The following is a 26,889-nucleotide window of genomic DNA, read 5'->3' on the forward strand; positions in this document are numbered from 1 at the left end:
CTGACTCCCTTGGATAGATATTTTTCATTTATACTGCAGTCCTGCAGCCACATTTGCCAACTGTTGGTCTTCTTCGGATGGACGACCACTGATACCTACTGAGCCCAGCACTGTTCCGTCTGAAGCCACGATTGGCGCACCACCAGGCAGTGGCGTGAGGTTAGTGTCACAAAAGTAGCTGATATCAAGCTGCTCCTGGTGTAACCTGGCCAAAAAAGCGTCTGTCCTTGTCTGCATCCGCGCCGCAGTATAGGCCTTATGCCGGGCAAAATGGACACTTCTTGCCGGCACGTCATCCATCTTCAACAGTGCGATTAATGAACCATCATGATCGCAAATGGCTATAGCTACCGGCTTGCCGCCATCCTGTTTTACCTTTTGAACAATCCAGTTGATCATCTGCTGACACATGTTCATTGTCAGGTTCTGCATATTAACTGTGTCCCCCCTTACCCATTGCTACAACTGAAGCGGCGGGCAATCCTCCCTAAGCAGGCCAAAAATCTCAAGATCAACATATTCACCCGCAAGAAAAGCAGCCTTACGCAGTGTTCCTTCATAACGGTAGCCACACTTTTCGGCTACCTTACGGCTGGCCTCATTACCGGCAACCAAGGTAAGCTGCAGTCTGGGAATCGGCTTTGACTCAAATAAAAATGCAGATAACAAGGCCAATGCCTCAGACATATAGCCTTTCCCTCTGTCCTCGCGTCGAAAAACCTGATAGCCAACCTCATACCCGGCCCGGTAATCGGCATTCCTAAAGTAGATAATCTCGCCAACAATCTTACCTTCTTGTTCTTTATCTGTAATGAGCATCCGGCCAAAGTTCTCAGACCAAAAACCTTTTTCGGCAAACCCCCGGCGAAAAGCGGGCTCAGCCGGAATATCAATCAGCCAATACACACCTTTTTCCGATACATCAGTCATTAATCTATAAATTAACTCAAGGTCAGCTTCCCGTACAGTTCGCATACAGACTTTTTTTCCTTGAAGCACACATCCACACCTCACACTACCAACGCCTTCCTTAGCAAATATATGTATACACACGAAATTTTATTTGCCTAAGTATAGTATCCCTCATTATCTAACATTATCATAAAAAAGTAAAGCCTAGCAGCTATATGCCAGGAAAAAATTTAGCATTGCGTAATTAGCCCAGACCTGAAACAACAATGTTGCCTACAGCATCAATAGTAATTTCCCGTGCATTATCTGCCTGACTTATCATATCTGGGTGATTCTTTAATCTTTCAGTAAGAAAAATAAGTTCTTGATTAGAAGAGCCCAGCAGGTAGTCCTGCGAACGTCGTTCTTCGACATACGGACCGGCTACCAGTAAGTCTGTAACCGCAAGCATCCTGTCCCAATCAGGGTTAGCCGCGCCCTTAAGCTCCTCATATCTGTAACCTGTAAAAATCATAATCGTCAAGCCGTGCTTGACCAAAAACTCAGCCAGTTCGGCAAGCACTGCAGCCTGAGCAAAGGGTTCGCCGCCGGAGAAGGTGACACCTTCTATGCCGCTCTCAGCCAGAATACTACAAGCCAGTTCATCTACAGGCACTAATTGTTTGTCCTTAAACTCAAGCATGTCCTGGTTAAAGCAGCCCGGGCAGCGGCGGGGGCAGCCCTGCACCCATACCACGGAGCGAAGGCCCGGACCGTTAACGCGGGATGCAGGCAAGAAGGCGGCCATGTTGATCAGGCCGCCTTGCAAAGCTTTTTCCTGGACATTCATCGCTGATTATCTCTAACTTTAGAGGGGTCAGCCGGCTGCTGATAATACTCGGGCGTCATTTCGCGCACCTTGACTTCACCGAGGGCGTCTTCAATCGGCTTAGTGATATCCAGACATTTGCCGCCTTTGGCTCCAGCCACTTTAATGTTGACTTTGCCGTCAGCATCAATCGTTATTTCCAGTTCCTCTTTATCCATCATATACCGCCCTTTCCCCGTTAGTCCTGATCCTCAATCTCCAGCAATACCTGACCTGAACCGGTTTCACCGGCAACCTCGCCCGGATAGGACGCCGACTGGGCGCGGCCTTCCTGCAGCCATTGCCGGAGATATTGAATGTTCTCCCGCTGAGAAACCGACAGCGGTACTTGACGCTTAAGGGATATCACGATATCCTCGGTGGTGATCTCACGCATATGATCACTAAAAGCCAAATACATAGCATCAATAATTGCCTGCTCAATCTCAGCGCCCACATAGCCGTCTGATTCTTTTACCAGACGTTTAATATCAAACTCGCGGGGCGAGCGGTTGCGCCGCTTAAGATGGGTGACAAAAATTTCGCGGCGTTCAGCCATATGCGGCAGATCAAGGAAGAAGATCTCGTCAAACCGGCCTTTACGCATCAGTTCAGGTGGTAATGCAGCAATATTGTTGGCAGTAGCGACTACAAAGCAGGGCGCTTTTTTGTCCTGCATCCAGGTCAGCAGTGTAGCAAACACCCGCTGACTGGTACCAGCATCGCCTGAGCCAAAAGCAAAAGCCTTTTCAATTTCATCCACCCACAGAATGCACGGGGCAATCGTCTCGGCAATATGCAAGGCCCGGCGGGTCCGGTCCTCTGACTCGCCCACATATGAGCCAAATAAGGCACCCACATCAAGTCTGAGCAAAGGTAGCTGCCACAGGCCGCTAATCATCTTGGCTGTCAGGCTTTTGCCTGTACCGGGGATTCCGACCATGGCAATGCCTTTTGGTGCAGGCAGACCGTAGTCACGGGCGTCTTTAGTAAACGCTTTTTCCCTGAGGCGCAGCCAGTCTTTTAAGACACCCAGGCCGCCGACGCTTTCGGCAGTTTCGGTGGTGCTCAGGAACTCAAGCGCTTCGCTTTGGCGCACTAGTTGGGCCTTTTCTTCGGTAATCAGTGAGATACTGCGGTCATCCAGGCAGCCGCAGGTAACAATGGCTTTGGAAAATACCCTCCGGGCTTGACCGGCGGTCATACCCATTGCGGCCTGAACAACCTTCTCCCGGCCGGTATCAGTGAGATTCATTTTAACATTGGCACCTTTCAACAGTCCTTCAAGGACAGTGTCCAGCTCTTCTCCATTTGGACGTCTCAAGTGAATGACTACAGCCTCGTCCTGCAATTCGTCCGGGATTTGTCCGGTAGGGGTTGTAATAACAATGGAGGTCCGGGTTTGGGTCAGGCGCTGCACCACACTTCTCAGTTTGCGTCTGACTGGCGGGTTGGACCAAAAATCGTGAAAATCCTTGCAGACAAAGATAGCACCGGTATTATCCATCCCCGTTTTTTCCATTAAGTCAAGTGCTACCAGCGGGTCTCTGCACTTTAAATCAAGCGAGGTACGTCCAGCCAGTACGACAAATCCGTCAGCAACATCCCATGACAGACAGGTGCGGTTTTTCTGCTCGCATACGGCTTTGACATGCTCGATGGCCCGCTCTTCCTCAGGTGTTACGATAACAATAAGCGTGACGCGCGCTCTTATATATGTATCAAATTGCTCAGCAAAGTTCTCCATCTTCTTTACCTCCTTCATCGCCACCATCATACCCAGCGTCTTACAACCAGGCGTATTTGTCCGTTGGCATCCTGCTGCTGTTCGACAACATTGAAGCCCTGACGATTGACCTGCTCCATGACGGTAGCCAGCGCATAGTGCTGTTGAACCTTGGCAGTAAACTGTTGCTCAGTTACGCCTTGTACACCAAACCAGTCGGCCACAAAGCTGTACGTTCCATCAGGTCCCAGTGTAAAGCCAACATCATACCCTTGCCGCATGCGCACAGCGATATCAACAGGTGTTTCCTGTCCACGATACCCCCTGATTGACATTTTCTCTTCAACCTCATAGCCTAGTTCTTTAAGACAACTGAGTAACAGCTCTTTATTGGTAATCTTAGTGGCTACCTGAGTAAAATGTGACATCTTTGCCCCTCCTCTATATAAGCTTAGCCGCCGGTGCTTTGTCAGCAATGATACGTCCGCTGCCGACCTCGCAGGCTGTTACAGATAGCTGCCCGGCTCCGTCAATGCTGATACTGGCTTGAATAGCCGGCTGGCCACACCTGGCCGGTACGCCGGTCGTTACTATCAGCGGATCTTCCTCGTTAATACAGTGATTGCCGCCCGCTTCAAGCCGGTAGATAAACAACGCATACTCCTGCTGGCCTTCATAACTGGCTTTGATGGTCAATTCGACAACAGGACCGACGCTAGGATAAAAAGTACCGCTGGCTGCCAGCAAGCGATATTGGTATTCGTCCTGGTCCAAATAACGCACCCCATAGTTATGCCTGATATAGCCGCAGGCATCAATTCCAGCAGTTAGCGTTGCCGCACCGCAGGCGGCTGCATCAAGCAAGTGTTTGTCATAAATAGGAATCCCTGCAAAAAATTTATGGATAGTCGCCTTAAACAAGGGTTGCTGGCCGCCGCTACCGGTCACAATGACCCCGGCAAAGGTGTCCCCGGTATAGCCCAGTCCGGCAGCCTGCCGTAGTGTCTGCCGTAATATATATTCCAGCTGACTGGCGCACGCATTGTCCCGCTCTTGCCCAGTCTCTGGCTCGATTAACCATTCACGAACATGGCTTAACACCCGAAGCCGCCGCTCATTATCCCCGCCCGGCTCCTTACCTGCCTGCACAATGGCAGTTTCGACAATATGCGTGTCTAAGTCAATCACAATATATCGATCCTCAGGCTTTACCGGCATCCCTGCCCCCCAGGCAGCGGCCCAGGGGTGTTCCACCAGTTCCAGCCGGGTAAAACCAGCCTGCCTCACAGTGCTCTCCAGCCAGCGGCGATACCGCTGCCAAACGACCTCTGCCGTACAAGCCTCAGCTGGCACAGTAAAGGCGATGACAGCTTCGCTGCCTAAGCCCAGAACCTGACTGGCACGGCTGATGACTGCGGCTAAATAGTCTCTGGCCATATCTTGACCACAGAGCCACCTGCTGCCTGCTGCGTTATATACCCGTTTGCCGGTAATAACATCAAGCCTCAGGTTACTAAATACCGTCCGGTTATTAGCCAGGCCACTCACTTTCTCAGCTACCTCCTGCCCGATTAAGTATGAATCTGACTCTCTTCCATACAGGATTAAGGAGGGTGCTGCATACACTGTTTTGCCGCCATCGCCGGGGGGCATGCGAATTGGCCGTGTAACCTCAGGCACATACAGCGTCTCAGCCTGACGGGAGGCTTGTCGCCAATACGCAATTACAGTATGTGAATTGCCAAAATCAATTGCCAATCGTCCAGCCACCTGATCTCCTCCCCTACGACTACAACATAATATCATAACGAAACTTGCTGGCCAGCAAAGCCTGTAAAAACGCCACCGCTTGTCTCGCCTCAGGCTCAAGAGCCGGTGATGCCAGTAGCTGTCCGGCATGCCGCCAGTCTGCATGAGTAGCCTGCGCCAGCGGCTTTACTATCCGTAATTGCGTTATCGCGATTACGCAATTACCTGGCTTAGCTACTGCCGCTAAAGAGCCATCATGATTAGCCGCAAGCAGCCTGCCTGCTGCCGGCATCGTCCACAGCAGCTTGCCGTACTCTGTTTGCCATGTTTTTAATAGGCCGTCAGCGCCTGTACTCACTACGATCTTGCCATCCCCGCTCAGCTTCAGAGACTGAACGGCTCCAGCGTGGGCCGCCCAGAACTGTTTGCGATGTTTACTGCCTGTTAGCGCATACAACCGGATTATGCCGTCCCGGCCGCCGCCCACTGCCACTCGTTGCTCCAGATTTACAGCAGCTGCGCCAAACAGACTGCCCGGATACTGACCTTGATTAGTCATATAAGAACCGTCCCAGTCCCAAACCCTGGCGGCTGCCGCGCCGCCGGCACAAGCCGCTGCCAGAATTCTGCCACAGTAACCAGTCGCCATCGCAGTTACCAGTCCCGGCTGTCCGTTCACACTGCTAACCCATTTAACTTCAGGCAGCCGCCAAATATGCACCTTGCCTTCCCGTCCGGCGGTTGCCAGATAGCGCCCATCAGGTGTAAAAGCCGTTGCTGTAATGGCATCAGCATGAATATCTACAGTCCGCCATACATGGCGGCTGCCTAGCTGCCATAACCTAAGCCGGCCATCCTGGCCACCGCCAGCTACAATCCGCTTATTGGGATGAAATGCCGCGCACTCAATGATACTATCTGCCTGATCTAATTCCAACACAGTTGTCTCCCGGCCGTCAGGAACAAAAGCAGCGCTACCTGCTTTGGGACATACAGCCAAGGTTTCTCCCCAACGTTGGCGCTCCCATGACCGAGGCTGCCAACCCGAGTTCCTCAGCGTCAGCGTAATCTCGGCCGCCCATTCTACCGGTGCACTAAACGCTAGCCGGTACAGTTCAGGCCACCGCTGCTGACTGACCAGCAAATCGAGCATAACCTCCCAGTCCTCATCGGTAATTTCCTCGTATTCGTCCTGACCGCTGCCTGCTAAGAGCAGCCCGGTCAATAACAGACTTTGACCACTTTTGCGGGTAACTTCTAAAAACCGCTGCCGTTCAGTAAATGAGGCCTCATGATATCCCCTGGCCAAGAGGGGGCGTGCTTCCTGCCAGTCAAGGGCGTAATAGTTATCCCATTGTCCGGTAGCAGCGTAGTAAAACGCCGCCCGGCTATCACTGGCAGGAGCGTAGCGCGCAATAACGGCCCACGCTTTTAGGCGTTCATTATCCGGTTCAGCCAGTACTGTTTCACACACAGCGTCAATGGCTTGCCTGTTAGTAAGGGTTAAGAGCAAGCGCCGGGCACGCCCTGCGATGCTCCTATCGGCATCATCAGCAACTGATAAAAGCTCAGACACGAGCTCCGGCCCCTCTGCCAGCATGGCCCTGTCCGCGTTTGTTTTCAGTACAGTTAATAGTCTTACGCTTAGTGGTTGTGATGCCAGATACCCGGCTTCAAGCAATATCTGTTCCAACTCAGGATAACGTGTCTTAGCCCATTCACTGCACAAGACGTCAATTGCACCGCCATCTGATAAGCGACTAAGCGCAGCCCGGGCGCTGGCAGCGATGCTATCGTCCGGATCAGCCAGCGCTTCGAGGAGCGGCACAATCCCCTCAGGCCCCATTCCGGCCGGGATGTGCGGCTGACCGGCGCTAAGCGCCGTCAGTACTTTTTCCCGCACTTCCCGGTCGGCTTCCGCTTGAGCCGCTTGGACACCGGCATCATCCACCTCAAAGGTTACACCGTCCCCAGCGGTAGACCGGATTTTGTCCATAATGCCCCAAATAATATCACGGATATTCTGGCGCTCGCCTGCAGCCAGCTGTTCTTTTATAACAGCTTCCGCCAGCGGTTTGAGCTCTGCCACATAGTCGCTAGGGTATACCCAAGCCAACTGCCGCAAAAATTCATTATCATCATCACGAAGCGCCATATTCTCACCACCCGTAAAGGTTGATTAATATTCCAGCTCCTTCGCGCTAACCCGCTTGCGGAACATCCAGTAGACCCAGCCTTGGTAAACCAGTACTACCGGTACTAACGCCAAGGCGGCAATGGTCATGATGGTCAGCGTATACTGCGAAGAGGCTGAATTAGTGATTGTCAGACTCCAGGCCGGATTAAGGCTTGATACCATGAGCCGGGGAAAGAGTCCCCAGAAGAAGGCAATCGTTGTTAGCGCCACCGTCAGGCTGCTTAAAATAAAGCCTAGACCAAAGCGTTTAACATATACCGCGCCATAAGCGCCGACAAACATAGCCACTGCGCCCCACAGGGCAATACCGGCACCAGTACTGGCAAACAAATCGGTATTGGTATAGGTCATACCGACAAGTATCAGGCAAAACACAGCTGCCAGAACTCCGGCTTTGATCGATGCATTCCGGGCCCGTTCCACCATGTCACCCTCAGTCTTCAGTGTCAGGTACAGGGCACCGTGGAAGGTGAATACCAGGAAAAAAGCGAGGCCGCCCACCAGTGTATATGGGCTTAGCAAATCGAAGAACGTCCCAACATACTGCATCTTGGCATTAATGGGGACCCCTTTAATCAGGTTGGTCACAGCTACGCCCCAGAGTAGAGCCGGTATGGCGCTGCCAATAAATATCATCAAGTCCCAGGTAGAGCGCCATGCCGGATTTTCGTCTTTGCTTCTAAACTCAAAAGCTACCCCCCGGACAATAAGCGCCATCAGCATCAGGAATAACGCCAGATAAAAACCGCTGAACAAAGTAGCATATACGTGCGGAAAAGCGGCAAACATGGCGCCTCCGGCAGTAATCATCCATACCTCATTACCATCCCATACCGGGCCGATCGTATTGATAATCACCCGGCGCTCGGTGTCATTTTTCCCCAGGAAGGGAAGCAAGATCCCAACACCGTAATCAAACCCCTCCAGAAAGAAAAAACCGATAAAGAGAACCGTGAGCAGAATAAACCATAGTACACTTAGCTCCATAATGCTGCCCCCTTTGCTGCCGGTTTATTTGGCTGAGCCGACGCTATACCAGGCCCTTTCCGGACAAATTTCTGTACAAGATACACTGCCGCTGCTGCCAGCAGGGCGTATACCAAGGTAAAGCCGATAAGAGAAATCCAGATACTGACCGTGCCAACTGACGGCGACACAGCCTGCTCCACCTTTTGCAGTCCGAATACAATCCACGGCTGACGGCCACCTTCGGTAACATACCAGCCTGTCGAATTAGCGATATAGGGGAGCGGCAGACTCCAGAGCACAGCCTTCAGCATATAGGTCTTGGCTTCCAGCTGGCCGCGCCACCAGAAGAATCCAGCAGCCAATACGACAAGCATCATTACACTGCCTGCGGCCACCATAATTCTAAAACTCCAGAATACCGGCGTTACCGGCGGTACATAATTACCAGGGCCGTATTTGGCAATATACTCTTTTTCGATATCCTTAATGCCCTTTACGGCAGTATTAGGATTATTGTTTGCCAGTATTGACAGCATAGCGGGGATTTTTAGTTCGGCCGTATTGGTTTTATTCTGTTCGTCAATGATTGCGGCTACGGCGAAAGGAGCCGGATTAGCAGTCTCCCATAGCGCTTCGGCGGCAGCCAACTTCATGGGTTGAGCTTTAGCCATAAATTGGGTCTGCGCATGGCCACTACCCATTAAGAGAAATAGGCTGATTGTTGTCCAGACAAGCCCCAGCTTGAACGAAGCCCGAAAAAACTCCAAATGGGTTTTATGGATAAGATGATATGCACTGATGGCTAATACGAAAAAGCCGGCAGTCACCAGACCTGACAAAACCGTATGTGGAAATTGGAAGAGTACATATGGGTTAGTAATAAGTGCAACAAAATCGGTCATTTCAGCCCGGCCATTATTAATAACATACCCAACAGGCGACTGCATAAAGGAGTTAGCTGTCAAAATCCAGAAAGCCGACAAATTGGTAGCCAGCGCTACAATCCAGATGCTAACAGCATGCAACACTTTGGGTATGCGATCCCAGCCAAAAATCCAGAGGCCAATGAACGTTGACTCAAGATAGAAAGCAGTAAGTGCTTCCATGGCTAGCGGTGCACCAAAGATATCTCCCATAAACCGGGCATACTCGGACCAGTTCATACCGAAATGGAATTCCTGAACAATACCTGTGACCACACCCATAGCAAAGTTGATGAGGAACAGTTTGCCCCAAAACTTAGTCTGTTGTTTGTACATGTCATTACCGGTGCGGACATAGATAGTTTCCAGAATAGCTACCATGAGCGACAAGCCAAGTGTTAACGGCACAAAGAGAAAGTGATAGACTGTCGTTATCCCAAACTGCCAGCGGGATAAAATAAGTTCTTCCATGCTCCTACCCCCTAATAGAATTATTTGCTTTAGCAGCCAGGGCTGCAAAAGTAACACTGGATAAGTCGGCAGCCAGCCGGTCCTGAATGGCGGCTAGTGCCTGATGCACCGGGCACTCCTGCCCACAATCGCGAGTACACGCTTTACGGTCAGCCAGGCAGCGGTGAATGCCAAGCGGGCCTTCCATAGCAACAATGACATCATACAGCGTAATCTCTTCAACTGGCTTCGCCAGAGCAAAGCCACCCACAACGCCACGGTATGATTTTACCAACCCGGCCGCGGCCAGCATCCGCATGATCTTTTGGAGAAACCGGGGAGGAATGTTTTGTCGATCGGCAATAATGACACCACTGGCCACCTCCCCTTGTGGCAGCCCGGCCAGATATAATACTACGCGAAAGGCATAATCAGTAGCCTGGTTCAACTGCACAGCATCACCACCTTCTAGTTGTCATAATAAATCAATACTGAACTGGTATAGTATTAATTTAATTTTACTGCCAGAACCTAAATTCTGTCAATAGATATTCGTTAGAAAATTATATTAAAAGAAAAGAATTCGCGATAAGTATCACCATTACTTATCGCGAATTTTCGATATCGCAAAGCTTCTTATCCCCGCCCGCTAACCTTAGTCCAGCCGGCCAGCCGGCCGGCCACCTCGGCCGTGAGCTGCCCGGGCACCAGCCGCCAGCTCCAGTTCCCCCCCACTGTGCCAGGGGTATTCATACGCGCCCGGCCATCCAGACCAAGTACATCCTGCAGCGGAATAACAACCGTGTTGGCCTCGCTGAGGTAGGTCAGCCTGATGAGTTGTTCGCACACACCGGCATCACTCATATCACTGCCTAAGTCCAGCCGTTCCAAATGTTTCAGCACGATTCGCTGTAAATGGGATTCAGTGCCGGCAAGTTTTTGATACCAGCTAAGCAGCGTATCATTATCATGAGTGCCGGTATAGGCAATGGTGTTATAGCCGGTATTATGAGGAAAGTCCGGCGCTGACCAGCCATCGCCAAAGCTAAATGGCAGCACTTTCATCCCTGGATAGCCAAACCGGTGTTTAAGTCTGTTGACTCCAGGGGTGATAACCCCCAAATCCTCGGCTACGAGTGGCAGTTTGCCCAGGTGTTTCTCCAACACGGCGAAAAACTTAGGCCCCGGCCCAGCTACCCAGCGCCCATTAACTGCTGTTAATTCACCGGCGGGGATCTCCCAATAAGCCTCAAACCCCCGAAAATGATCAATTCGAATAACATCAACAAACTTGAGCAGCACTTCCAGGCGATACCGCCACCAGCGGTAATCATCTTTCTCCATCTCGCCCCACTTATAAAGCGGGTTGCCCCAAAGCTGCCCGGTGTTACTGAAATAATCGGGAGGTACGCCAGCCACCTTGCTGGGACCGCCAGTTGCATCCAGTTCAAATAACTGAGGATTGGCCCAAACATCGGCACTGTCATGAGCGACAAACAGCGGCAAATCACCAAAGAGGCGTATTCCTCGTCTGTTAGCGTATGTTTTGAGTTCCTGCCACTGCTGCCAAAAGACAAATTGTAAAAATGTTTGGTACTCAATCTCTTCATCAAGCGCCTGCCGGTAATAATCCAGAGCTTCCGGTTCACGCCATCTGATGTCGGTATCCCACTCGTTCCAGGCTGAGCCCCGGAAATGTTTTTTAAGGGCAACAAACAGTGTGTAGTCTTGCAGCCAGCCTGCTGTTTCTTCAAGAAAGACCTTATACGTTTCGGTCTTCGCCTGGTGTCTGAAGCGATCAAATGCCAGCCGGCAGATTTTTTCCTTCCACAGCTTTACCCGGGGAAAGTCAATACCATGATTATCTTGATTGATAAAAGCTGTGAATGGCAGCTCATCTACTGTCAACAAGCCGCCTGCTACCAGCTTTTCGGGGGAAATGAGCAGCGGATTGCCAGCAAAGGCGGACAGGCACTGGTAAGGCGACTCACCAAACCCGACTGGATTTAAGGGAAGAAACTGCCACAATTGCTGACCAGCTTCGGCAAGAAAGTCAATAAACCTGTACGCTTCATGCCCTAAGTCGCCAATCCCAAACGGCGACGGCAACGAAGTCGGGTGCAACAGCACGCCACTTGATCGCGCCTTTTCATTTTCGGTTGGATTCAGTTGCGCGATGAGCAGCCTGCCTACGAGTGGCGGCAGCGTCATTTCCAACTGCCCCTGGTTAGGCAGCCTCACTGTTTCACCGGTAAGAACATCAGTTACATAGTCCTGATCTGCAAACCAGGTATTAACGTCAATGCTGATGCCGGCTTGGGTCTCAGTGCTGCGATTAAAAATAACAACTGCTGTATTATCTGCGGCAAGGTCACCAAATACGTCCTTGCCGCCCCGGCTGCGGCGTACATAGCCGTACACATCGCCAACAGCCATTAACGGCAGCCATTCTCCAGTTCTCAGCACCGGATATTGCCGGCGCAAACCAGTGAGCTGCTTACACCAGGCCAGCAGACCATGCTCTTCCCGCCCCCAGGGGTAGGTCCGGCGATTTAAGGGGTCACTGTAGCCTTCGACACCAGCCTCATCACCATAGTAAATACAGGGAGCCCCTGGGAAAGTCATCTGCCACAGCACAACAAGCTTGAGCCGCGCAAACGCCAGTGTCCGCTGTTCAGGCGAAAGCTTGTGCTTAAAGGCGGCAAGTTTACTTTGCGAGCCTTCAGGCGGCGCTTCGCCTAACAGCGTCAAAATACGCGGCACATCATGGCTGCCAATAATATTTAGGTTGGCATAGAAGTTTTCTTTCGGGTAATTTTCGTACAGGCTGAATAGGTCGCGGTGTACCGCCTGAGCATCGCGCCAGCCCAGCATAAAGTCAAGGACAAGCTTTCTGAACGGGTAATTCATCACAGAGTCCAGCTCAGTGCCGTTAAAATACTGGCGGAGATAACCATAGGCAACTTTATGTGACGCATCTTCCCACACTTCGCCAATCAAAACAGCGTCAGGGTCAGCCGCTTTCATCGTCTTATAAAACTTTTTTAAAAAATCTTCAGGTAGTTCATCAGCTACGTCCAGCCGCCAGCCTTTAACCCCCAGCTTGAGCCACTGTTTAAGAACACTGTCTGTTCCGTCAATAATGAAGCTTTGGTAGGAGGGATCGGTTTCATTGACATTAGGCAAGGTGCCAATGCCCCACCACGATTCATATTTATCCGGATAGTCGGTAAATTTGTACCAGGAGTAGTAGGGAGATTCTTGGGATTGACAGGCCCCCACACTGTCATAGGTATTGTCCTGGTTAAAATAGATACTGTCACTGCCGGTGTGACTAAACACCCCATCAAGGATAACGGCAATGCCACGCTCCTTGGCCTTGGCGCACAATTCGGCAAACAGTTCATTATCGCCGAACATCGGGTCAATTGTCTTGTAGTCTGCCGTGTCATACTTATGGTTAGAGGGTGACGCAAACACCGGATTAAAATAAATGGCTGTTATCCCAAGCTCCTCAAGGTAAGACAGCTTAGCAATAACACCGGCCAGGTTGCCGCCAAAGAAGTCGTACGCCAAGATAGCTCCTGTATCCATATCCCGGGTATAGACGGGAGTATCCTGCCAGTCGGCATGCATCAGGCTGCTAGGACGGGGATTCAAAATTTTCGCTTCAGGCAAACCGTTATGAAACCGGTCAACAAAAATTTGATAGACGATGGCATGCTTAAACCACTGCGGCGTAACCGCCCCCGGACTATAGGTGCTGATTTGATAGGACGGTGGCGGGTAATCAAGAATACGCCCCACACCGCCAGTCTCTTCAGCGTTGTTGCCGTAATAGAAAGTTTGACCGCCCTGTCTAACAATAAAATAGTACCAAATAACCCCTGGCATTTCAGGAGCGGTAATCACAGCTTGATAGAGATGCTGGCCGCCCTGCTCCTGGACAAGACGCATATCGGTTATGGTCTCGCCAATTCCGTCCTGCCACTGCCGGAGGACGACCGCCTCAACTGGCGGCACACGATAGTGCTGGGGTGTGGCAATAAGTAGTCTTAAGGTTACCTCAGTATGACAAGAAACAGCCCCAAAGGGGCTGCGAAAATCCACATTGTGGGAGTCGTGCAGTATCCAATATTGATTCATGCCGATCCACCTCCAGTATTAACTTTCCCGAATGATTACCGGCTTAATCCCCCAAATGCCAATGGCATATTCAGATACTGTACGATCACTGGCAAATCGGCCGGAAAAAGCAATATTGTTGATGGCCATGGCCTGCCAGCGGCTTTGGTCCCGGTACAGACAGCTTACTCTTTCCTGGGCAGCGGCATACCCCTCAAAGTCCTTTAAGACAAAATACTCGTCATTGGTACGCAGCAGCGAGTGGTGAATGCTGTCAAACTCGTCAGGGCTAACAGGCAAAAAGCCGTTCATCAGCTGGTCAACGACCATTCTTACCCGTGGATTGCCATGGTATATATCCAGCGCATTATACCCGCCATGTTTGTAATAGCTAAGCACTTCATCGGCCGTCAGACCAAAGATAACGATATTGTCATCGCCAACCTCATCCCGAATCTCAATGTTAGCCCCATCAAGAGTGCCAATGGTAACAGCACCGTTCATCATAAACTTCATATTACCGGTACCTGATGCCTCACGGCTGGCTGTCGATATCTGCTCACTGACATCTGCGGCCGGCATAATAAGTTCAGCCAGCGAAACGCTGTAGTTTTCCAGAAAAGCCACCTTGATCTTGCCGCCAATAGCCCGGTCATTGTTAATTACATGGGCTAAGGTGTTAATAAATTTAATAATGCGTTTGGCCAGATAATAGCCGGTAGCCGATTTACCGCCAAAAATAAAGGTGCGTGGTTCAATATCGAGGTTAGGATCAGCCTTAAGGCGATTATATAGATCCAGGATATGCAGCGCATTCAGCGTCTGACGTTTATAGGCGTGAATGCGTTTTACCTGAACATCAAAGATAGAATTAACGTCAACCGCTATATCCATTTTATCCTTAATATAAGCAGCCAACCGCTCCTTATTCGCCTGTTTGACAGCCTTTATATTTGCTTGGAAGCCTGGATCATGCGCATAGCGGTGTAGGTTGGCCAGTTCATTTGGGTGTGCCAACCAACTTGACCCAATAGTTTCGGTAATCAAAGCTGCCAGATCGGGGTTGGCTTTGGCCAGCCATCGCCGGTGGGTCACACCGTTCGTCTTATTATTAAAGCGGTGCGGGTAAAATTGGTGAAAATTGGCCATAACCTCTTTTTTCAATATCTCACTGTGCACTTCGGCCACACCGTTGACACTATGACTGCCAACCACAGCCAGATTGGCCATCCGGACATAGCAGTCGCCAATAATGGCCATCTCCCGGATACGCTCCCATTGATTGGGGTATTTTTTCCAGAGAGCGGCACAAAACCGTTCGTTGATTTCGTGGATAATCATATACATGCGCGGCAACAACGCCTTAACTAAATCAACCGGCCACTTTTCCAGCGCCTCAGGCAAGATAGTATGATTTGTATAGGAGATGGTCTTCCTGGTGGTGTTCCAGGCTTCGTCCCAACCGAGGCCCTCTTCGTCCATCAGAATCCGCATCAGTTCAGGAACAGCTAACGCCGGATGGGTGTCATTAATATGTATCGCAATTTTTGCGTGGATTTTAGCTAAGTCGGCAGGGGTCGCACCATGTGTCCGTTTATACCGCCGGAGAATGCTCTGCAATCCGGCTGATACAAAGAAATATTGCTGCTTGAGCCGGAGTGTTTTGCCTTCCGGGTAATTATCATCAGGGTACAGGATTTGCGAAGTCGCTTCCAGAGAATACTTCTGCTCAACCGCTTTTAAAAAGTCACCTTTGCTAAATGAGGAAAAATCAAAATGATTGGTCTCCGCACTCCATAACCTGAGCGTATTCACAGTATTGCAGTTAGCGCCGACAACTGGAACATCATAGGGGACAGCCAACACCGGTTCATAGTTTTCGTGAATGGCTACAAGCCGCCCGTCTTGTTCCTCCAGTCGGACGTGACCGCCAAATTTTACGGTAACTGCCCGGTCAGCCTTACGCATCTCCCAAACATAGCCGTCCTTGAGCCAGTTATCAGGCAGCTCGATCTGATAGCCATCTACAATTTTTTGCTCAAACATACCATGGCGATAACGAATGCCGCAGCCATGGCCTGGCAGTTGCAGTGAAGCCATCGAATCAAGGAAACAGGCAGCCAAACGGCCGAGTCCGCCATTACCCAGACCTGCATCATGCTCCACGGCCTCAAGTTCATTTAGATTAATGCCCAGCTCTTTAAGGCCTTGTCCGCATAGTTCAGTCAACCCCAGGTTAAACAGATTACTGCCTAAGAGCCGCCCCAGCAAGAATTCCATAGAGAAGTAATATACCTGTTTTTCTTTCGTTGCGCGGTACTGCGTGTTGGACTGATACCAGCGCTTGCTAATAATCTCACGGATCAAGGTGCTGAAGGCCACATATTTATCGGTCATTGATGATTCATCCAGGCTTTGGCCGAACAGGGTCTGCAGTTTGTCAATAAAGGCTTCTTTGAATTTTTCTTTAGATTTAAACATAACTATCCCCCTCACCCACTATAGACATTTCAAGAACAGTCCCCGTCCTGGTATTTAATGTATCGCCAATTTCTCGTAGAGTGCCCGGTACTCTGACGCTGAACGCTGCCAGCTGTGGTCAGAGCGCATGGCGTTCTTGATTAACTTGGCCCACTGCGTCCGGTCTTTGTACAGAGTCAAAGCCTCTTCAATCACACTAAGCATCTCATGCGCATTGTAATTGATAAAAGAAAATCCGTTGCCTTCACCGGTTTCAGGATTAAATTGCGTAATCGTATCCTTCAGACCGCCGACCTGGCGTACAATTGGAATACTGCCATACCTGAGCGCAATCAATTGGCCGATACCACAGGGCTCAAACCGGGACGGCATGAGGAAAAGATCAGAACCGGCGTAAATTCTATGTGCCAAACGGTCGGAGAACGTGATATTGGCTGATACTTTCTGGGGATACCGGCGCGCTGCATCAGTAAACATCTGTTCAAAGCGCTCCTCGCCTGTTCCCAGTATCACTAGCTGGACATCAAGGCTTAAGAGCTCTTCCATAATATGAGCAATAAGATCAAGGCCCTTGGAATTGACCAGCCGTGATACAATGCCGAGCACCGGCGTCTGCTTACCAACAGGTAACCCTAGCTCAGCCTGCAGCTTAAGTTTATTCTCAAGACGTTTTGTCGTACCACGCCAAGTATAATTAGCATGCACTTCAGTGTCCGCCGCCGGATTATATACATCATAATCAATCCCATTAACTATGCCATACAGGTCAGACTTGCGCTTGACTAAGAACCCGTCAAGCTTTTCACCAAAATAAGGCTGCTGGATCTCCTGTACATAAGACTTACTAACAGTCGTAATACAATCACTAAAAGCCAGGCCTCCTTTGAGGAAATTTACCTGACCGTAAAATTCCAGACCTTCTTCCGTAAATACACTGGGCGGAAGCCCTAAGAGATCGCCCAAAATGTCACCGGGAAAGATACCCTGATACATCAGGTTATGGATAGTAAACACTGTCTTAATACCTGAATATTCGTTCCTCACAAGATACTGCTGCCTAAGCATGGCAGATAGCGGTCCTGTCTGCCAGTCATGACAGTGAATAATATCAGGCATAAAACCAAGTTGAGGCAGCGCTTTCAGGGTGGCCCGGCAAAAGTAGGCAAACCGTTCTGCTTCATCATAATAACCATATAGATTACCGCGCTTAAAGTAGTACTCATTATCAGTAAAATACCAAGTAAGCCCCTGATATTCAAGCTCATACAGCCCGCAGTACTGCCTGCGCCAGCCAACAGGCACTGTAAGTGATGCTATTTGGGTCATCTTATTAGCAAATTCCGGAGGAATTGAACTATATTTAGGCATAATGACGCGGACATCAATCCCCTGGTTTTTAAGTTCTTTGGGTAGTGACCCAATCACATCGCCAAGACCACCTGTTTTGGCAAAAGGTGCCGCTTCTGATGCTACAAATAAAACTTTCAGCATATTAAACCACTGTCCCTTTTTCAATTACAATTGGGTGATTTAGCTCTCCCTTGAGCTTTTTACCAGCTGTAATTTTTACATCTTTATCACATATAACATTTTCTAACACCGCGCCTGGCCCGATCTCGCCTTTTTGCATAATAATGCTATTAATAATCCGGGCTCCTTTATGCACCTTGACACCTCGAAACAGAATACTGTTTTCGACTTTCCCCGCTACGACAGAACCATTGGCCACTAGTGAGCGTTGAACTACAGCATCCTGCTGATATTTAGCCGGGGCTTCATCTTTAACCTTGGTATAGATTGAGCCGTTGGCAAAAAAGAGTTCCTGCCATACCTCAGGGTTTAGCAGTTCTCGGCTATGCTCAAAATAGCTCTGCACCGAACTGACACGGGCTAAGTATCCGTTAAAGGGATAACCGTACATCTTAAGAGTTTCTAAGTTTTTAATAAAGCAGTCGCGGGCTACGTTAGTCCCTCCCCGGGACATACTGGCATCAACTAAGTCAACAAGTAGTTGGCGGTCGATTAGATACATTTCCAGCGACATCTTCTTACTGCGCGCGTTAACCGGACATATCTCCATATCAATAATCCGGCCGTTATCATCTGTTTCCACCATGGTCGCATTGGCAAACCGTCCTGTATTTTCGCCATATTCCTTATACAATACAGTAATATCGGCTTTTTTCTCAATATGAAACCGATGCACGGCCTCAAAATTAATATTACAGACCATTCGGCTGCCTGCCAGCAGGACATAGCGCTGGCGGCTGCTTCTAATATAGTCAAGATTATTGAAAAAGTCAGCTAAATCGTTAGGAAATGCCCCCTGCACATTGCTGGTCTGCAGCGAGGGCAATATGAATAGACCATCCTTCTTTCGGGCTAAATCCCACTCTTTGCCTGAGCGGATATGATCCATCAGTGAGCGGGAATTACCGGCAGATAAGATTCCTACATTGGTAATACCTGAATTAATTAGATTAGACAAAATGAAATCAATCAGGCGATAACGGCCAGCAAAAGGAACGGCCGCCAGCGGCCGGTGTCTGGCTATCTCCCGGAGCAAGTCATCGCTTTCATGTAAATTGATAAGACCCATGATCGTCTTCAATAAACTTCCTCCTCCTCTTGTTGTGCTGCTTTGCCGCAAAAATGTTACACACGGGCAAGCAAGGCATTGCGTTTGATTCTCGTTTCGCTGTTAATGGTCAAGTTGTCGCCGATTAAAGTGATACCCGAAAACCACCGGCTGACTTCCTCCTCTGACGCAGCTTCAACCCCAATCTGCGCACCGGCCTCGACAACTGATTTCCGGCCAAGAATGGCTCTAACAATAATACTGTTAGCGCCGATTGAGGCATACGGCATAATAATTGAATCTTTGACTTTAGCGCCTGCACCTATAGTTACACCCGGAAATAAAACAGAGTTTTCCACCTCGCCGAACACCTTACAACCCTCGGTAATCATCGAGCAGACAACTCTCGCCCCTTCCCCCACAAAATGGGGCGGCTGTGTAGGGCTCACTGAATAGATTCGCCAATTGGGGTCATACAAATCAAGCGCCGGCTCGTCGCCCAGAAGATCCATATTGGCCTCCCAGTAGCTCTCCACAGTACCAACATCTTTCCAATAGCCATTAAACCGGTAGGCATATAAACGCTCGCTGCCGGCAAGCATTTGGGGAATGACATTTTTGCCAAAGTCATGGCTGGATGTATCGTCGACCGCATCTGCCGTTAAATAGGCTCTCAGTGCCGACCAGCTAAATACATATACACCCATAGACGCCAGGTTATTTTTAGGATTCTTGGGTTTTTCATCAAACTCGGTAATCCGGTCATCTTCTGCCGTATTCATAATGCCGAAACGGCTGGCTTCCTCCCACGGCACTTCAATAACAGCTATGGTGGCGTCAGCCTGCTTGCTCTTATGATAGTCAAGCATGAGCGAGTAATCCATTTTATAAATATGATCACCGGACAGCACTAGCACAAACTCAGGATCAAACATTTCAATAAAATTGATATTCTGATAAATGGCGTCAGCTGTGCCTTTGTACCATTCGCCACCTTTTTCCCGGACATAGGGCGGCAGTACATAGACGCCGCCGTTCCTCCGGTCAAGATCCCAGGCGCTGCCGATACCAATATACGAATGAAGGGCTAACGGCTGATACTGGGTAAGCACACCAACCGTATCAATATCTGAGTTATAACAGTTACTCAGAGGAAAATCAATAATGCGGTATTTGCCGCCGAACGGTACAGCGGGCTTTGCGATCTTTTTAGTCAGCACCCCCAGTCTACTTCCCTGGCCTCCGGCTAAAATCATGGCTACACATTTTTTCTTTCGCAAAGTGTTCCCCTCTCCCTATAGTAATCCTGTTTAACCTTCTGCTATGAATTTTTCGTTTAGAACAACAGGTTTTAAATACACCGCAGCCAAAGGCGGCAGCGTAATGACAAGCGAATTAGGCTGATTCTGCCATGGTACAGTTTCCGGCTTCAGGTCACCTGGGTTACCCTGCCCGGTTCCACCGAAGACCGAATTATCACTATTAAATACCTCAAGGTAATAATCGGCTTCCGGCACACCGATCTTGTAGCCGTGCCGGACAACCGGGGTAAAGTTTATCACCACGATCATATAATCATTGGCCTTTTTGCCTTGGCGCTTGAAAACAAGTACACTCTGACGGTAGTCCGCACAATCAATCCAGGAAAAACCATTCCAATCATGGTCATTTTGCCACATGGCCGGATTATCCAGATAGAAGTGGTTAAGGTCCCGGACATAGCCGTGCAGCTTAGAGTGCATGTCATAGTCTAGCAAGTGCCAATCCAGACTGTCCTGATACTGCCACTCGATGAACTGGCCAAATTCACCGCCCATAAAGAGCAGTTTCTTGCCAGGATGAGCCATCATGTAGGCATAAAATGCACGGAGATTGGCAAATTTTTGCCAATAGTCACCAGGCATCTTATCTAATAATGATCGTTTGCCATGGACTACCTCATCATGCGACAAAGGCAGGACAAAGTTTTCCGAAAAAGCATACATAAAGGAAAAAGTCACTAGTTTATGATGATGCTGACGGTGTATAGGTTCAAGCTCCATATAGCGAAGCATATCGTTCATCCAACCCATATTCCATTTAAAATTAAAGCCCAGACCGCCTACAGAGGTAGGATGAGTCACCAGCGGCCACGCGGTCGAATCTTCGGCAATCACCAAGGCTTGCGGGTAGCTGGCGAAAATGGCCTCATTTAGCCGCCGCAGGAAGTGGATGCCCTCAAGGTTCTCGGTCCCACCGTGACAGTTAGGCGCCCAGTCGCCTTCTTCCCGTCCATAATTCAAGTATAGTATATTCGCGACAGCGTCAATTCTGAGGCCGTCAATATGATAAACATCCATCCAAAATACGGCGTTGGAGATGAGAAAACTCATGGCTTCAGGCCGGCCAAGATCAAAGTTAAGCGTCCCCCAGCCGCGGTTTTCACTACGGCATGAATCAGCGTATTCGTACAGCGTGGTACCGTCAAAACGGGCCAGACCATGAGCATCTTTACAGAAATGGCCAGGCACCCAGTCTAAAATAACGCCAATTCCCTTCTGGTGACAGTAATCAACAAAGTACATAAAATCCTCAGGCGAGCCGTAACGGCTGGTCGCTGCGTAATAGCCTGTGGCCTGATAGCCCCAAGAGCCATCAAAGGGATGCTCGGCCACCGGCAGCAGTTCAATATGGGTATAACCCATACTGGCTGCATATTCGGCTAAATCAGGCGCAAGCTCCCGGTAAGACAGTCGCTGCCTGTCACCACCTAGTTTCCAGGAGCCTAAATCAACCTCATAAATATTCATAGGCTGGTCATAAGCAGACTGCTTGGCCTTCGCTTCGCGCCACTTGGCATCCTGCCAAACGTACCCATCCATGCAAGCCACTTTTGACGCCGTCTTAGGCCTGAGCTCAGCCGTAAAGGCATAGGGGTCGGCTTTATGCAGCGTCTCACCCAAGGAGGTGACAATTTCATACTTATAGATGTCACCAGCCTTAAGCCCGGGAATGAACAACCCCCAAATGCCACAAGTGCTCATTTTTTCCATGGTATGGCTGCTGCCATCCCAGTTGTTAAAATCCCCAATAATCCCTACACGCTGCGCATTGGGCGCCCATACGGCAAATCGTACGCCTGATAGGCCGGCTTCGTTCGCCACATGTGCTCCAAGCATAGTATAACTGCGGTAATTGCTGCCTTCATGGAACAAATATAGCTCTTGATCTGTCATCCAAGCCTTACTCATTAAACTCCATCCTTTATTCAATAATTGTAAAATGATGGTAATATTGTACTGTAATGTTCGCTGTCGGCATGGAAAATTCCTGTTAGATAATGGTGATTTTCCTATGTTAAAAAAAATTAACCAGCCAGGCTGACCTGTTTCTGGGCTTCGCCGGCTTCTGACTGACGGCTGGCAGCCACCTCAATAAGGCCGCTCGTCTCACCACCCAAAGCATCTTTACTCAATACGGTATTTTGTGTAACAATTGCCCCACTGACGACGACGCCACTCTCAATCCGGACCTGAGACATAACGACAGTATCTTTAACCCGGGCTCCAGATCCAATATAAACACCAGGAAAAATAACCGAATTTTCCACTTCTCCCAAGATAATCGAGCCTTCGGCAATTAACGAACAACGAACTTTGGCCTCACCCCCTTGATAATGGGGCGGCAGGCTTAAGCTTGGCGAATAAACAGGCCACTCATCACCCGTTAACTCTATTTTGGGCTCATCACCTAATAAATCCATATTGGCCTCCCAGTAGCTGTCTACTGTACCAACATCCTTCCAATAACCACTAAAGCGGTAGGCATACAAGCGATGCCTTGCAGCTAACAGGTCCGGAATAATATCTTTACCAAAATCATGACTGGACTGTTTGTTGGCGTTGTCATACAACAGATATTGTTTTAACACTTTCCAGGTAAAAATATACACACCCATCGATGCCTGATTATTCTTAGGCTGACGGGGTTTTTCGGCAAAATCGGTGATTCGCCCGCTGGCAGCTGTTTCCATAATCCCAAACCGGTTGGCCTCACTCCACGGTACCTCAATAACACCAATAGTTACATCAGCCTGGCATACCTTATGATAGTCAAGCATCGCGGCATAATCCATCTTGTACACATGGTCGCCTGACAACACGACTACATAGGAAGGCTCGAAATGGTCAATGAACTCTATGTTTTGAAAAACAGCATCAGCCGTGCCCTTATACCACTCGCAGCCTTTCTCCCTGGCGTATGGCGGTAAGATATGCACCCCGCCATCACGTCTGTCAAGATCCCAGGTGCTGCCAATACCGACATAGGCATGAAGCGTGAGTGGCTCATACTGGGTCATAATACCCACTGTATCAATACCGGAATTATGGCAATTACTCAAAGTAAAATCAATAATGCGGTATTGACCGCCAAACGGTACAGCAGGCTTGGCCAGACCTTTTGTTAACGCGCCCAACCGAGTACCTTGCCCCCCAGCCAGCACCATGGCAATCCATTCTTTATTCCCCATATGTCCCTCCTTGAAAGTAGACCAGATAGCAGATACAACTAACTTATGCAAGGAAGGAGTTCTCTAGAACTGTTGCCAAATTATATTTTTATGATAATCTTAGCTGCTAATAATGTTGGCCAAAGTCAAAAGCGCCTTTCCACATGATGTAGAGAGGCGCTTTTAGACTTACTATTAAAGGGGGGATGATTGCGTGAAAAGCAGGCGGGAAACAGCTCAGGCAGACTTTGCATGACCAGGCAGCAGCCAGCCTGCCAGCCATGCCGTAAATGGCGCTACAAGCACGACGCCGAAGCTGCCGACAAGCGTGTGCAGTACTTCTGCCGCGATATAGGTTAAATTCAATATATTAACTACCGGCGTACCTTGAGCCATAAATACCATCATAAGCGCGGTAAATGATCCTGAATACGCCAATAATAACGTTGTCGTCATTGTACCTACAACAGCCCGGCCAACATTCATTCCGGATGCAATTGCTTCTTTCCGGCTGATTGATGGATTTTTGGCAACAAGCTCAGCAACTGATACTGCAATATCAACAGCAACATCCATCATGGCGCCCGATGAGGCCAGGAAGATGCCTGCCAGAAATATTTTAGTAAGGTCTATATTGCTAAAACCAACATGCAGTAAAGTCTCCGCAAAAGGTATCACCGCACCATGCACCTTAAACAGTTTGCCAAATAAAATGGCCAATAAGCTCGCAGTTATAGCTCCGCAGATGGTGCCAAGAAAAGCGACCAGCCCTGTACGGCTGAGCCCAGTAACGAGAAAGGTAACACAGCCAACAATTGTAAAAGTGACAAGCAGGGACAGTATAATCGGGTCCCAGCCTTTCAGAAACAACGGCCATAGCACCTTCCATAAAATTAATATGGTAAAGACAAATGATAAGATTGCCTTCAAACCTGTCCATCTTGCATACCAGAATAACACTACCATAAATAAGACGAAAAGTATGACTTCAACATCAATACGGTAATGGTCAATCAGATTAGCCGCCACAACCTGTCCGTTTTGTCCCTTTACTACTGTGAAAACAATATCGCCCGGTTGAAAAATCTTATCCATTTCCAACTTACCCATTAAAGGGTTAGTAGTCTCTATTTGTTGACCAGTAAACGGGCCCTCTGCAACTTCTAACGTCACACTCTGGATTCCCGTCTTCACAACACCGTACTGATGAACCGCATTATTGTCAACAGCAATGACCTTTGCCTTACTTCGCATGTACCCGTCGTCTTGGACCGGAAACCCGGTCGGTAAAAAATACAGGATGATGCAGATTATTGTTATAAATAGTACGAAGATCTTATCTGCGTTCCGGGAATATGACATTGCTGGCACCCTTTCATGTAAGGATAAACAGAGCGGAAACCAGTTTCCGCTCTGCCCTTTTTAACTCGGAAGTACTATTTTGGTGTATTATTGATACTTTACACCCATGATGTTCATCATTTTCTTAGCGATATCGGTATTATCATAGTAACCCTGGAATAACTCGCCACCAATACCTTGGGCAAAAACCGGGACTGCGACACCAGTGTGAGCATAGGAAGTCCAGCCAATACCGGCTTTTTGATTAAGTATATGGGTAACAGTAACACTGAACGGCTCATAGGTACCATACAGCAAATATCCGTGTGGGTCTTTAGTCCGTTTCTTAGGATCGACCATGCTTGCGGCAAGAGCATTGCTCAGTCGGGTTTTGTCATATTCAGTCAGTTCTGTTAAACCAAACTTGTCTTCAAGAATCGGCAGCCAATCGCTTAGCTTAGCATCTCCGGGACTGGTAGACTCGCGATACGCCTTAATCCGCTTATCAAACTCTTCATAAGAAGTGTTTTGCTTATTAATCTTGCTGAAGAAGGTTTCATACTCTGTACCGGCAAAACCAATCGTCATACCGCCGGTTTCGTGGTCACCGGTAACTACGATCAAAGTTTCATTAGGATGCTTCGCATAAAACTTAAGGGCTTCACTAATGGCGGAATCGAAAGCCATCACATCACGTACTGTGGTAGCTGCATCGTTGGCATGGCTGGACCAGTCAACTTTTCCGCCCTCTACCATCATAAAGAACCCTTGGGAGCTATCAAGAAGTTCGATGCCTTTTCTAGTGAAATCGGCCAGCGTTACCTGGCTGGGATCACGGTCAATATCATACGGCATTGCTGCCTCAGCAGCAAGCTCGGGAGCAATCGCAATTACTTTTCCGTCTCTTTTGCTAAGATTATTGATTTCGTCCTGGGTGTTAACAACTTTATAGCCACTTTGCTTAGCAATATCTAATACGTTAGGTTTATCTTTCTTCGCGCCTGTAGGAGCAAGCAGCCCGCCGCCCGCGAAATAGTCAAAACCGCTGTTAACAAGGGAAAGTCCGATTTCATAATAATTTTTGCGGGTGGGTTCGTGGGCATAAAAGGCGCCCGGGGTAGCATGGTCAATGGAAACGCTGGATACGATACCCACTTTCATGCCTTTTTCTTTAGCCATCTCGGCCATACTTTTAAATTTATTGGTTTTAGACGCATCCATGCCAAGGATGTCGTTATTCGTCTTATGTCCTGTGGCAAGGGCTGTTCCGGCTGCAGCCGACTCAGTTATGAAAGTATTGTTTGAATGTGTAGTTTGCATACCTTGATTTGGGAATACCGTAAACCCAAGTTTGCCTTTGTGCATCTTGTTTTCACTTTCAAGAGTACCCTTAAAAATCTCGGTAGCATTAATTTGGGGCATAGCCAAACCATCACCAATAAAGAAAAATACATATTTCGCTTTTTTCCCAGCGTAGCCATTGTCAACGCCGGCTGTAGCTGTCTGCTGCTGAGGAAAAGCAGATACAATCATAAATGCAATTAAAGCAATAACCACAGTAGACAAGCCAAACCATCTAGCTTTCTTATTCACCCTGTCCCCTCCTTTGAAATTGTGTACAAGTACATTATATCTAGAAAGCAACTACTTTTAGTTAAGTTAGTATTAAGTATTTGTTAAAAAAACCCAGACTCAAGGGGACGGCAGACTGTGTGAAAACGGCCCCGATATTCACATAAAATTACAGATATGATAAAATATAGATATAATTCAAGTAATTAGAAGGTGGATATATGGGCTATATACAGGGCGAAAATCGGAATCAAACCTTCCTATTTCCAGAAAGCATTGATGACTATATTTGCGAGGATAACCCCGTTCGTATCATTGATGAATATGTCGATCAACTGGATATGAAGGAATTAAAATTTCAAAAAGCAATCTGCGCAAATATAGGACGCCCTCCATATAATCCCAAAGACCTACTTAAGCTGTATCTATATGGATACCTTAACCGAATTCGTTCATCCCGTAGGCTTGAACATGAGGCAACCCGCAATATTGAAGTCATCTGGCTTTTAAAGAAAATGAAGCCCGATTTT

Annotated in this window: 21 protein-coding genes; 1 reads left to right on the forward strand and 20 read right to left on the reverse strand. The window is 48.7% G+C overall.

Annotated elements, in window-relative coordinates; translation table 11 throughout:
* Positions 1 to 24: 24 nt before the first annotated feature.
* The 20 genes from VN447_RS16550 to VN447_RS16645 all read right to left on the reverse strand — a co-directional run bounded on the left by VN447_RS16550 (position 25) and on the right by VN447_RS16645 (position 26,380).
* A complete protein-coding gene (locus tag VN447_RS16550; RefSeq protein WP_325526451.1) occupies positions 25 to 432 on the reverse strand; it encodes a heme-binding protein in 408 nt (135 codons plus the stop codon).
* Between the two features lie 27 nt (positions 433 to 459).
* Complete coding sequence (locus VN447_RS16555; protein ID WP_325526452.1) at positions 460 to 975, reverse strand: GNAT family protein; 516 nt, start codon at positions 973 to 975, stop codon at positions 460 to 462.
* Positions 976 to 1,156: 181 nt separating this feature from the next.
* Entirely contained in the window at positions 1,157 to 1,741 is a 585-nt protein-coding gene (locus VN447_RS16560) for a 4Fe-4S single cluster domain-containing protein (protein WP_325526453.1), read from the reverse strand.
* Entirely contained in the window at positions 1,738 to 1,941 is a 204-nt protein-coding gene (locus tag VN447_RS16565) for a DUF2997 domain-containing protein (RefSeq protein WP_325526454.1), read from the reverse strand. The genes VN447_RS16560 and VN447_RS16565 overlap by 4 nt, the downstream gene beginning before the upstream one ends.
* Before the next feature lie 17 nt (positions 1,942 to 1,958).
* A complete protein-coding gene (locus tag VN447_RS16570) occupies positions 1,959 to 3,506 on the reverse strand; it encodes an AAA family ATPase (RefSeq protein WP_325526455.1) in 1,548 nt (515 codons plus the stop codon).
* Positions 3,507 to 3,532: 26 nt separating this feature from the next.
* Positions 3,533 to 3,913, reverse strand: coding sequence for a DUF1257 domain-containing protein (locus VN447_RS16575; protein WP_325526456.1), 381 nt, complete (start codon positions 3,911 to 3,913; stop codon positions 3,533 to 3,535).
* Positions 3,914 to 3,926: 13 nt separating this feature from the next.
* Complete coding sequence (locus tag VN447_RS16580; protein ID WP_325526457.1) at positions 3,927 to 5,255, reverse strand: hypothetical protein; 1,329 nt, start codon at positions 5,253 to 5,255, stop codon at positions 3,927 to 3,929.
* A 19-nt stretch (positions 5,256 to 5,274) separates the two neighbouring features.
* Positions 5,275 to 7,389: a hypothetical protein gene (locus VN447_RS16585; RefSeq protein ID WP_325526458.1), complete on the reverse strand. Its 2,115-nt coding sequence runs from the start codon at positions 7,387 to 7,389 to the stop codon at positions 5,275 to 5,277.
* A gap of 24 nt (positions 7,390 to 7,413) precedes the next feature.
* Positions 7,414 to 8,418 carry a cytochrome d ubiquinol oxidase subunit II gene (gene cydB / locus VN447_RS16590; protein ID WP_325526459.1) on the reverse strand — a complete coding sequence of 335 codons (1,005 nt, stop codon included), beginning with the start codon at positions 8,416 to 8,418 and terminating at the stop codon, positions 7,414 to 7,416.
* Entirely contained in the window at positions 8,409 to 9,794 is a 1,386-nt protein-coding gene (locus VN447_RS16595; RefSeq protein ID WP_325526460.1) for a cytochrome ubiquinol oxidase subunit I, read from the reverse strand. Before VN447_RS16595 ends, cydB begins: the two co-directional genes overlap by 10 nt.
* 4 nt (positions 9,795 to 9,798) lie before the next feature.
* A complete protein-coding gene (locus VN447_RS16600) occupies positions 9,799 to 10,227 on the reverse strand; it encodes an Rrf2 family transcriptional regulator (RefSeq protein WP_325526461.1) in 429 nt (142 codons plus the stop codon).
* 182 nt (positions 10,228 to 10,409) lie between these two features.
* Positions 10,410 to 13,919 (reverse strand): bifunctional glycogen debranching protein GlgX/4-alpha-glucanotransferase, encoded by a 3,510-nt coding sequence (locus VN447_RS16605; protein WP_325526462.1) that lies wholly within the window; start codon positions 13,917 to 13,919, stop codon positions 10,410 to 10,412.
* An 18-nt stretch (positions 13,920 to 13,937) separates the two neighbouring features.
* Positions 13,938 to 16,379 (reverse strand): glycogen/starch/alpha-glucan phosphorylase, encoded by a 2,442-nt coding sequence (locus VN447_RS16610; RefSeq protein WP_325526463.1) that lies wholly within the window; start codon positions 16,377 to 16,379, stop codon positions 13,938 to 13,940.
* A gap of 54 nt (positions 16,380 to 16,433) precedes the next feature.
* Positions 16,434 to 17,870: a glycogen synthase GlgA gene (gene glgA, locus VN447_RS16615; protein WP_325526464.1), complete on the reverse strand. Its 1,437-nt coding sequence runs from the start codon at positions 17,868 to 17,870 to the stop codon at positions 16,434 to 16,436.
* Position 17,871: 1 nt separating this feature from the next.
* Entirely contained in the window at positions 17,872 to 18,990 is a 1,119-nt protein-coding gene (glgD, locus tag VN447_RS16620; protein WP_325526465.1) for a glucose-1-phosphate adenylyltransferase subunit GlgD, read from the reverse strand.
* 44 nt (positions 18,991 to 19,034) lie between these two features.
* Positions 19,035 to 20,237 carry a glucose-1-phosphate adenylyltransferase gene (locus VN447_RS16625; protein ID WP_325526466.1) on the reverse strand — a complete coding sequence of 401 codons (1,203 nt, stop codon included), beginning with the start codon at positions 20,235 to 20,237 and terminating at the stop codon, positions 19,035 to 19,037.
* Between the two features lie 30 nt (positions 20,238 to 20,267).
* On the reverse strand, positions 20,268 to 22,187 hold the full coding sequence (gene glgB / locus VN447_RS16630) for a 1,4-alpha-glucan branching protein GlgB (protein ID WP_325526467.1): 1,920 nt from the start codon (positions 22,185 to 22,187) through the stop codon (positions 20,268 to 20,270).
* A gap of 116 nt (positions 22,188 to 22,303) precedes the next feature.
* Positions 22,304 to 23,467: a glucose-1-phosphate adenylyltransferase gene (locus VN447_RS16635; protein WP_325526468.1), complete on the reverse strand. Its 1,164-nt coding sequence runs from the start codon at positions 23,465 to 23,467 to the stop codon at positions 22,304 to 22,306.
* Positions 23,468 to 23,683: 216 nt separating this feature from the next.
* Positions 23,684 to 24,700 carry a YibE/F family protein gene (locus tag VN447_RS16640; protein ID WP_325526469.1) on the reverse strand — a complete coding sequence of 339 codons (1,017 nt, stop codon included), beginning with the start codon at positions 24,698 to 24,700 and terminating at the stop codon, positions 23,684 to 23,686.
* A 195-nt stretch (positions 24,701 to 24,895) separates the two neighbouring features.
* Positions 24,896 to 26,380 carry an alkaline phosphatase gene (locus VN447_RS16645; protein WP_325526470.1) on the reverse strand — a complete coding sequence of 495 codons (1,485 nt, stop codon included), beginning with the start codon at positions 26,378 to 26,380 and terminating at the stop codon, positions 24,896 to 24,898.
* Between the two features lie 200 nt (positions 26,381 to 26,580).
* Here VN447_RS16645 and VN447_RS16650 point away from each other — a divergent pair.
* Positions 26,581 to 26,889, forward strand: a 309-nt coding sequence (locus VN447_RS16650) for a transposase (protein WP_325526471.1), incomplete at its 3' end; no start/stop codon positions are given.

It is taken from the genome of Sporomusa sp., assembly GCF_035561155.1.
In the GTDB taxonomy this organism is placed as follows: domain Bacteria; phylum Bacillota; class Negativicutes; order Sporomusales; family Sporomusaceae; genus Sporomusa.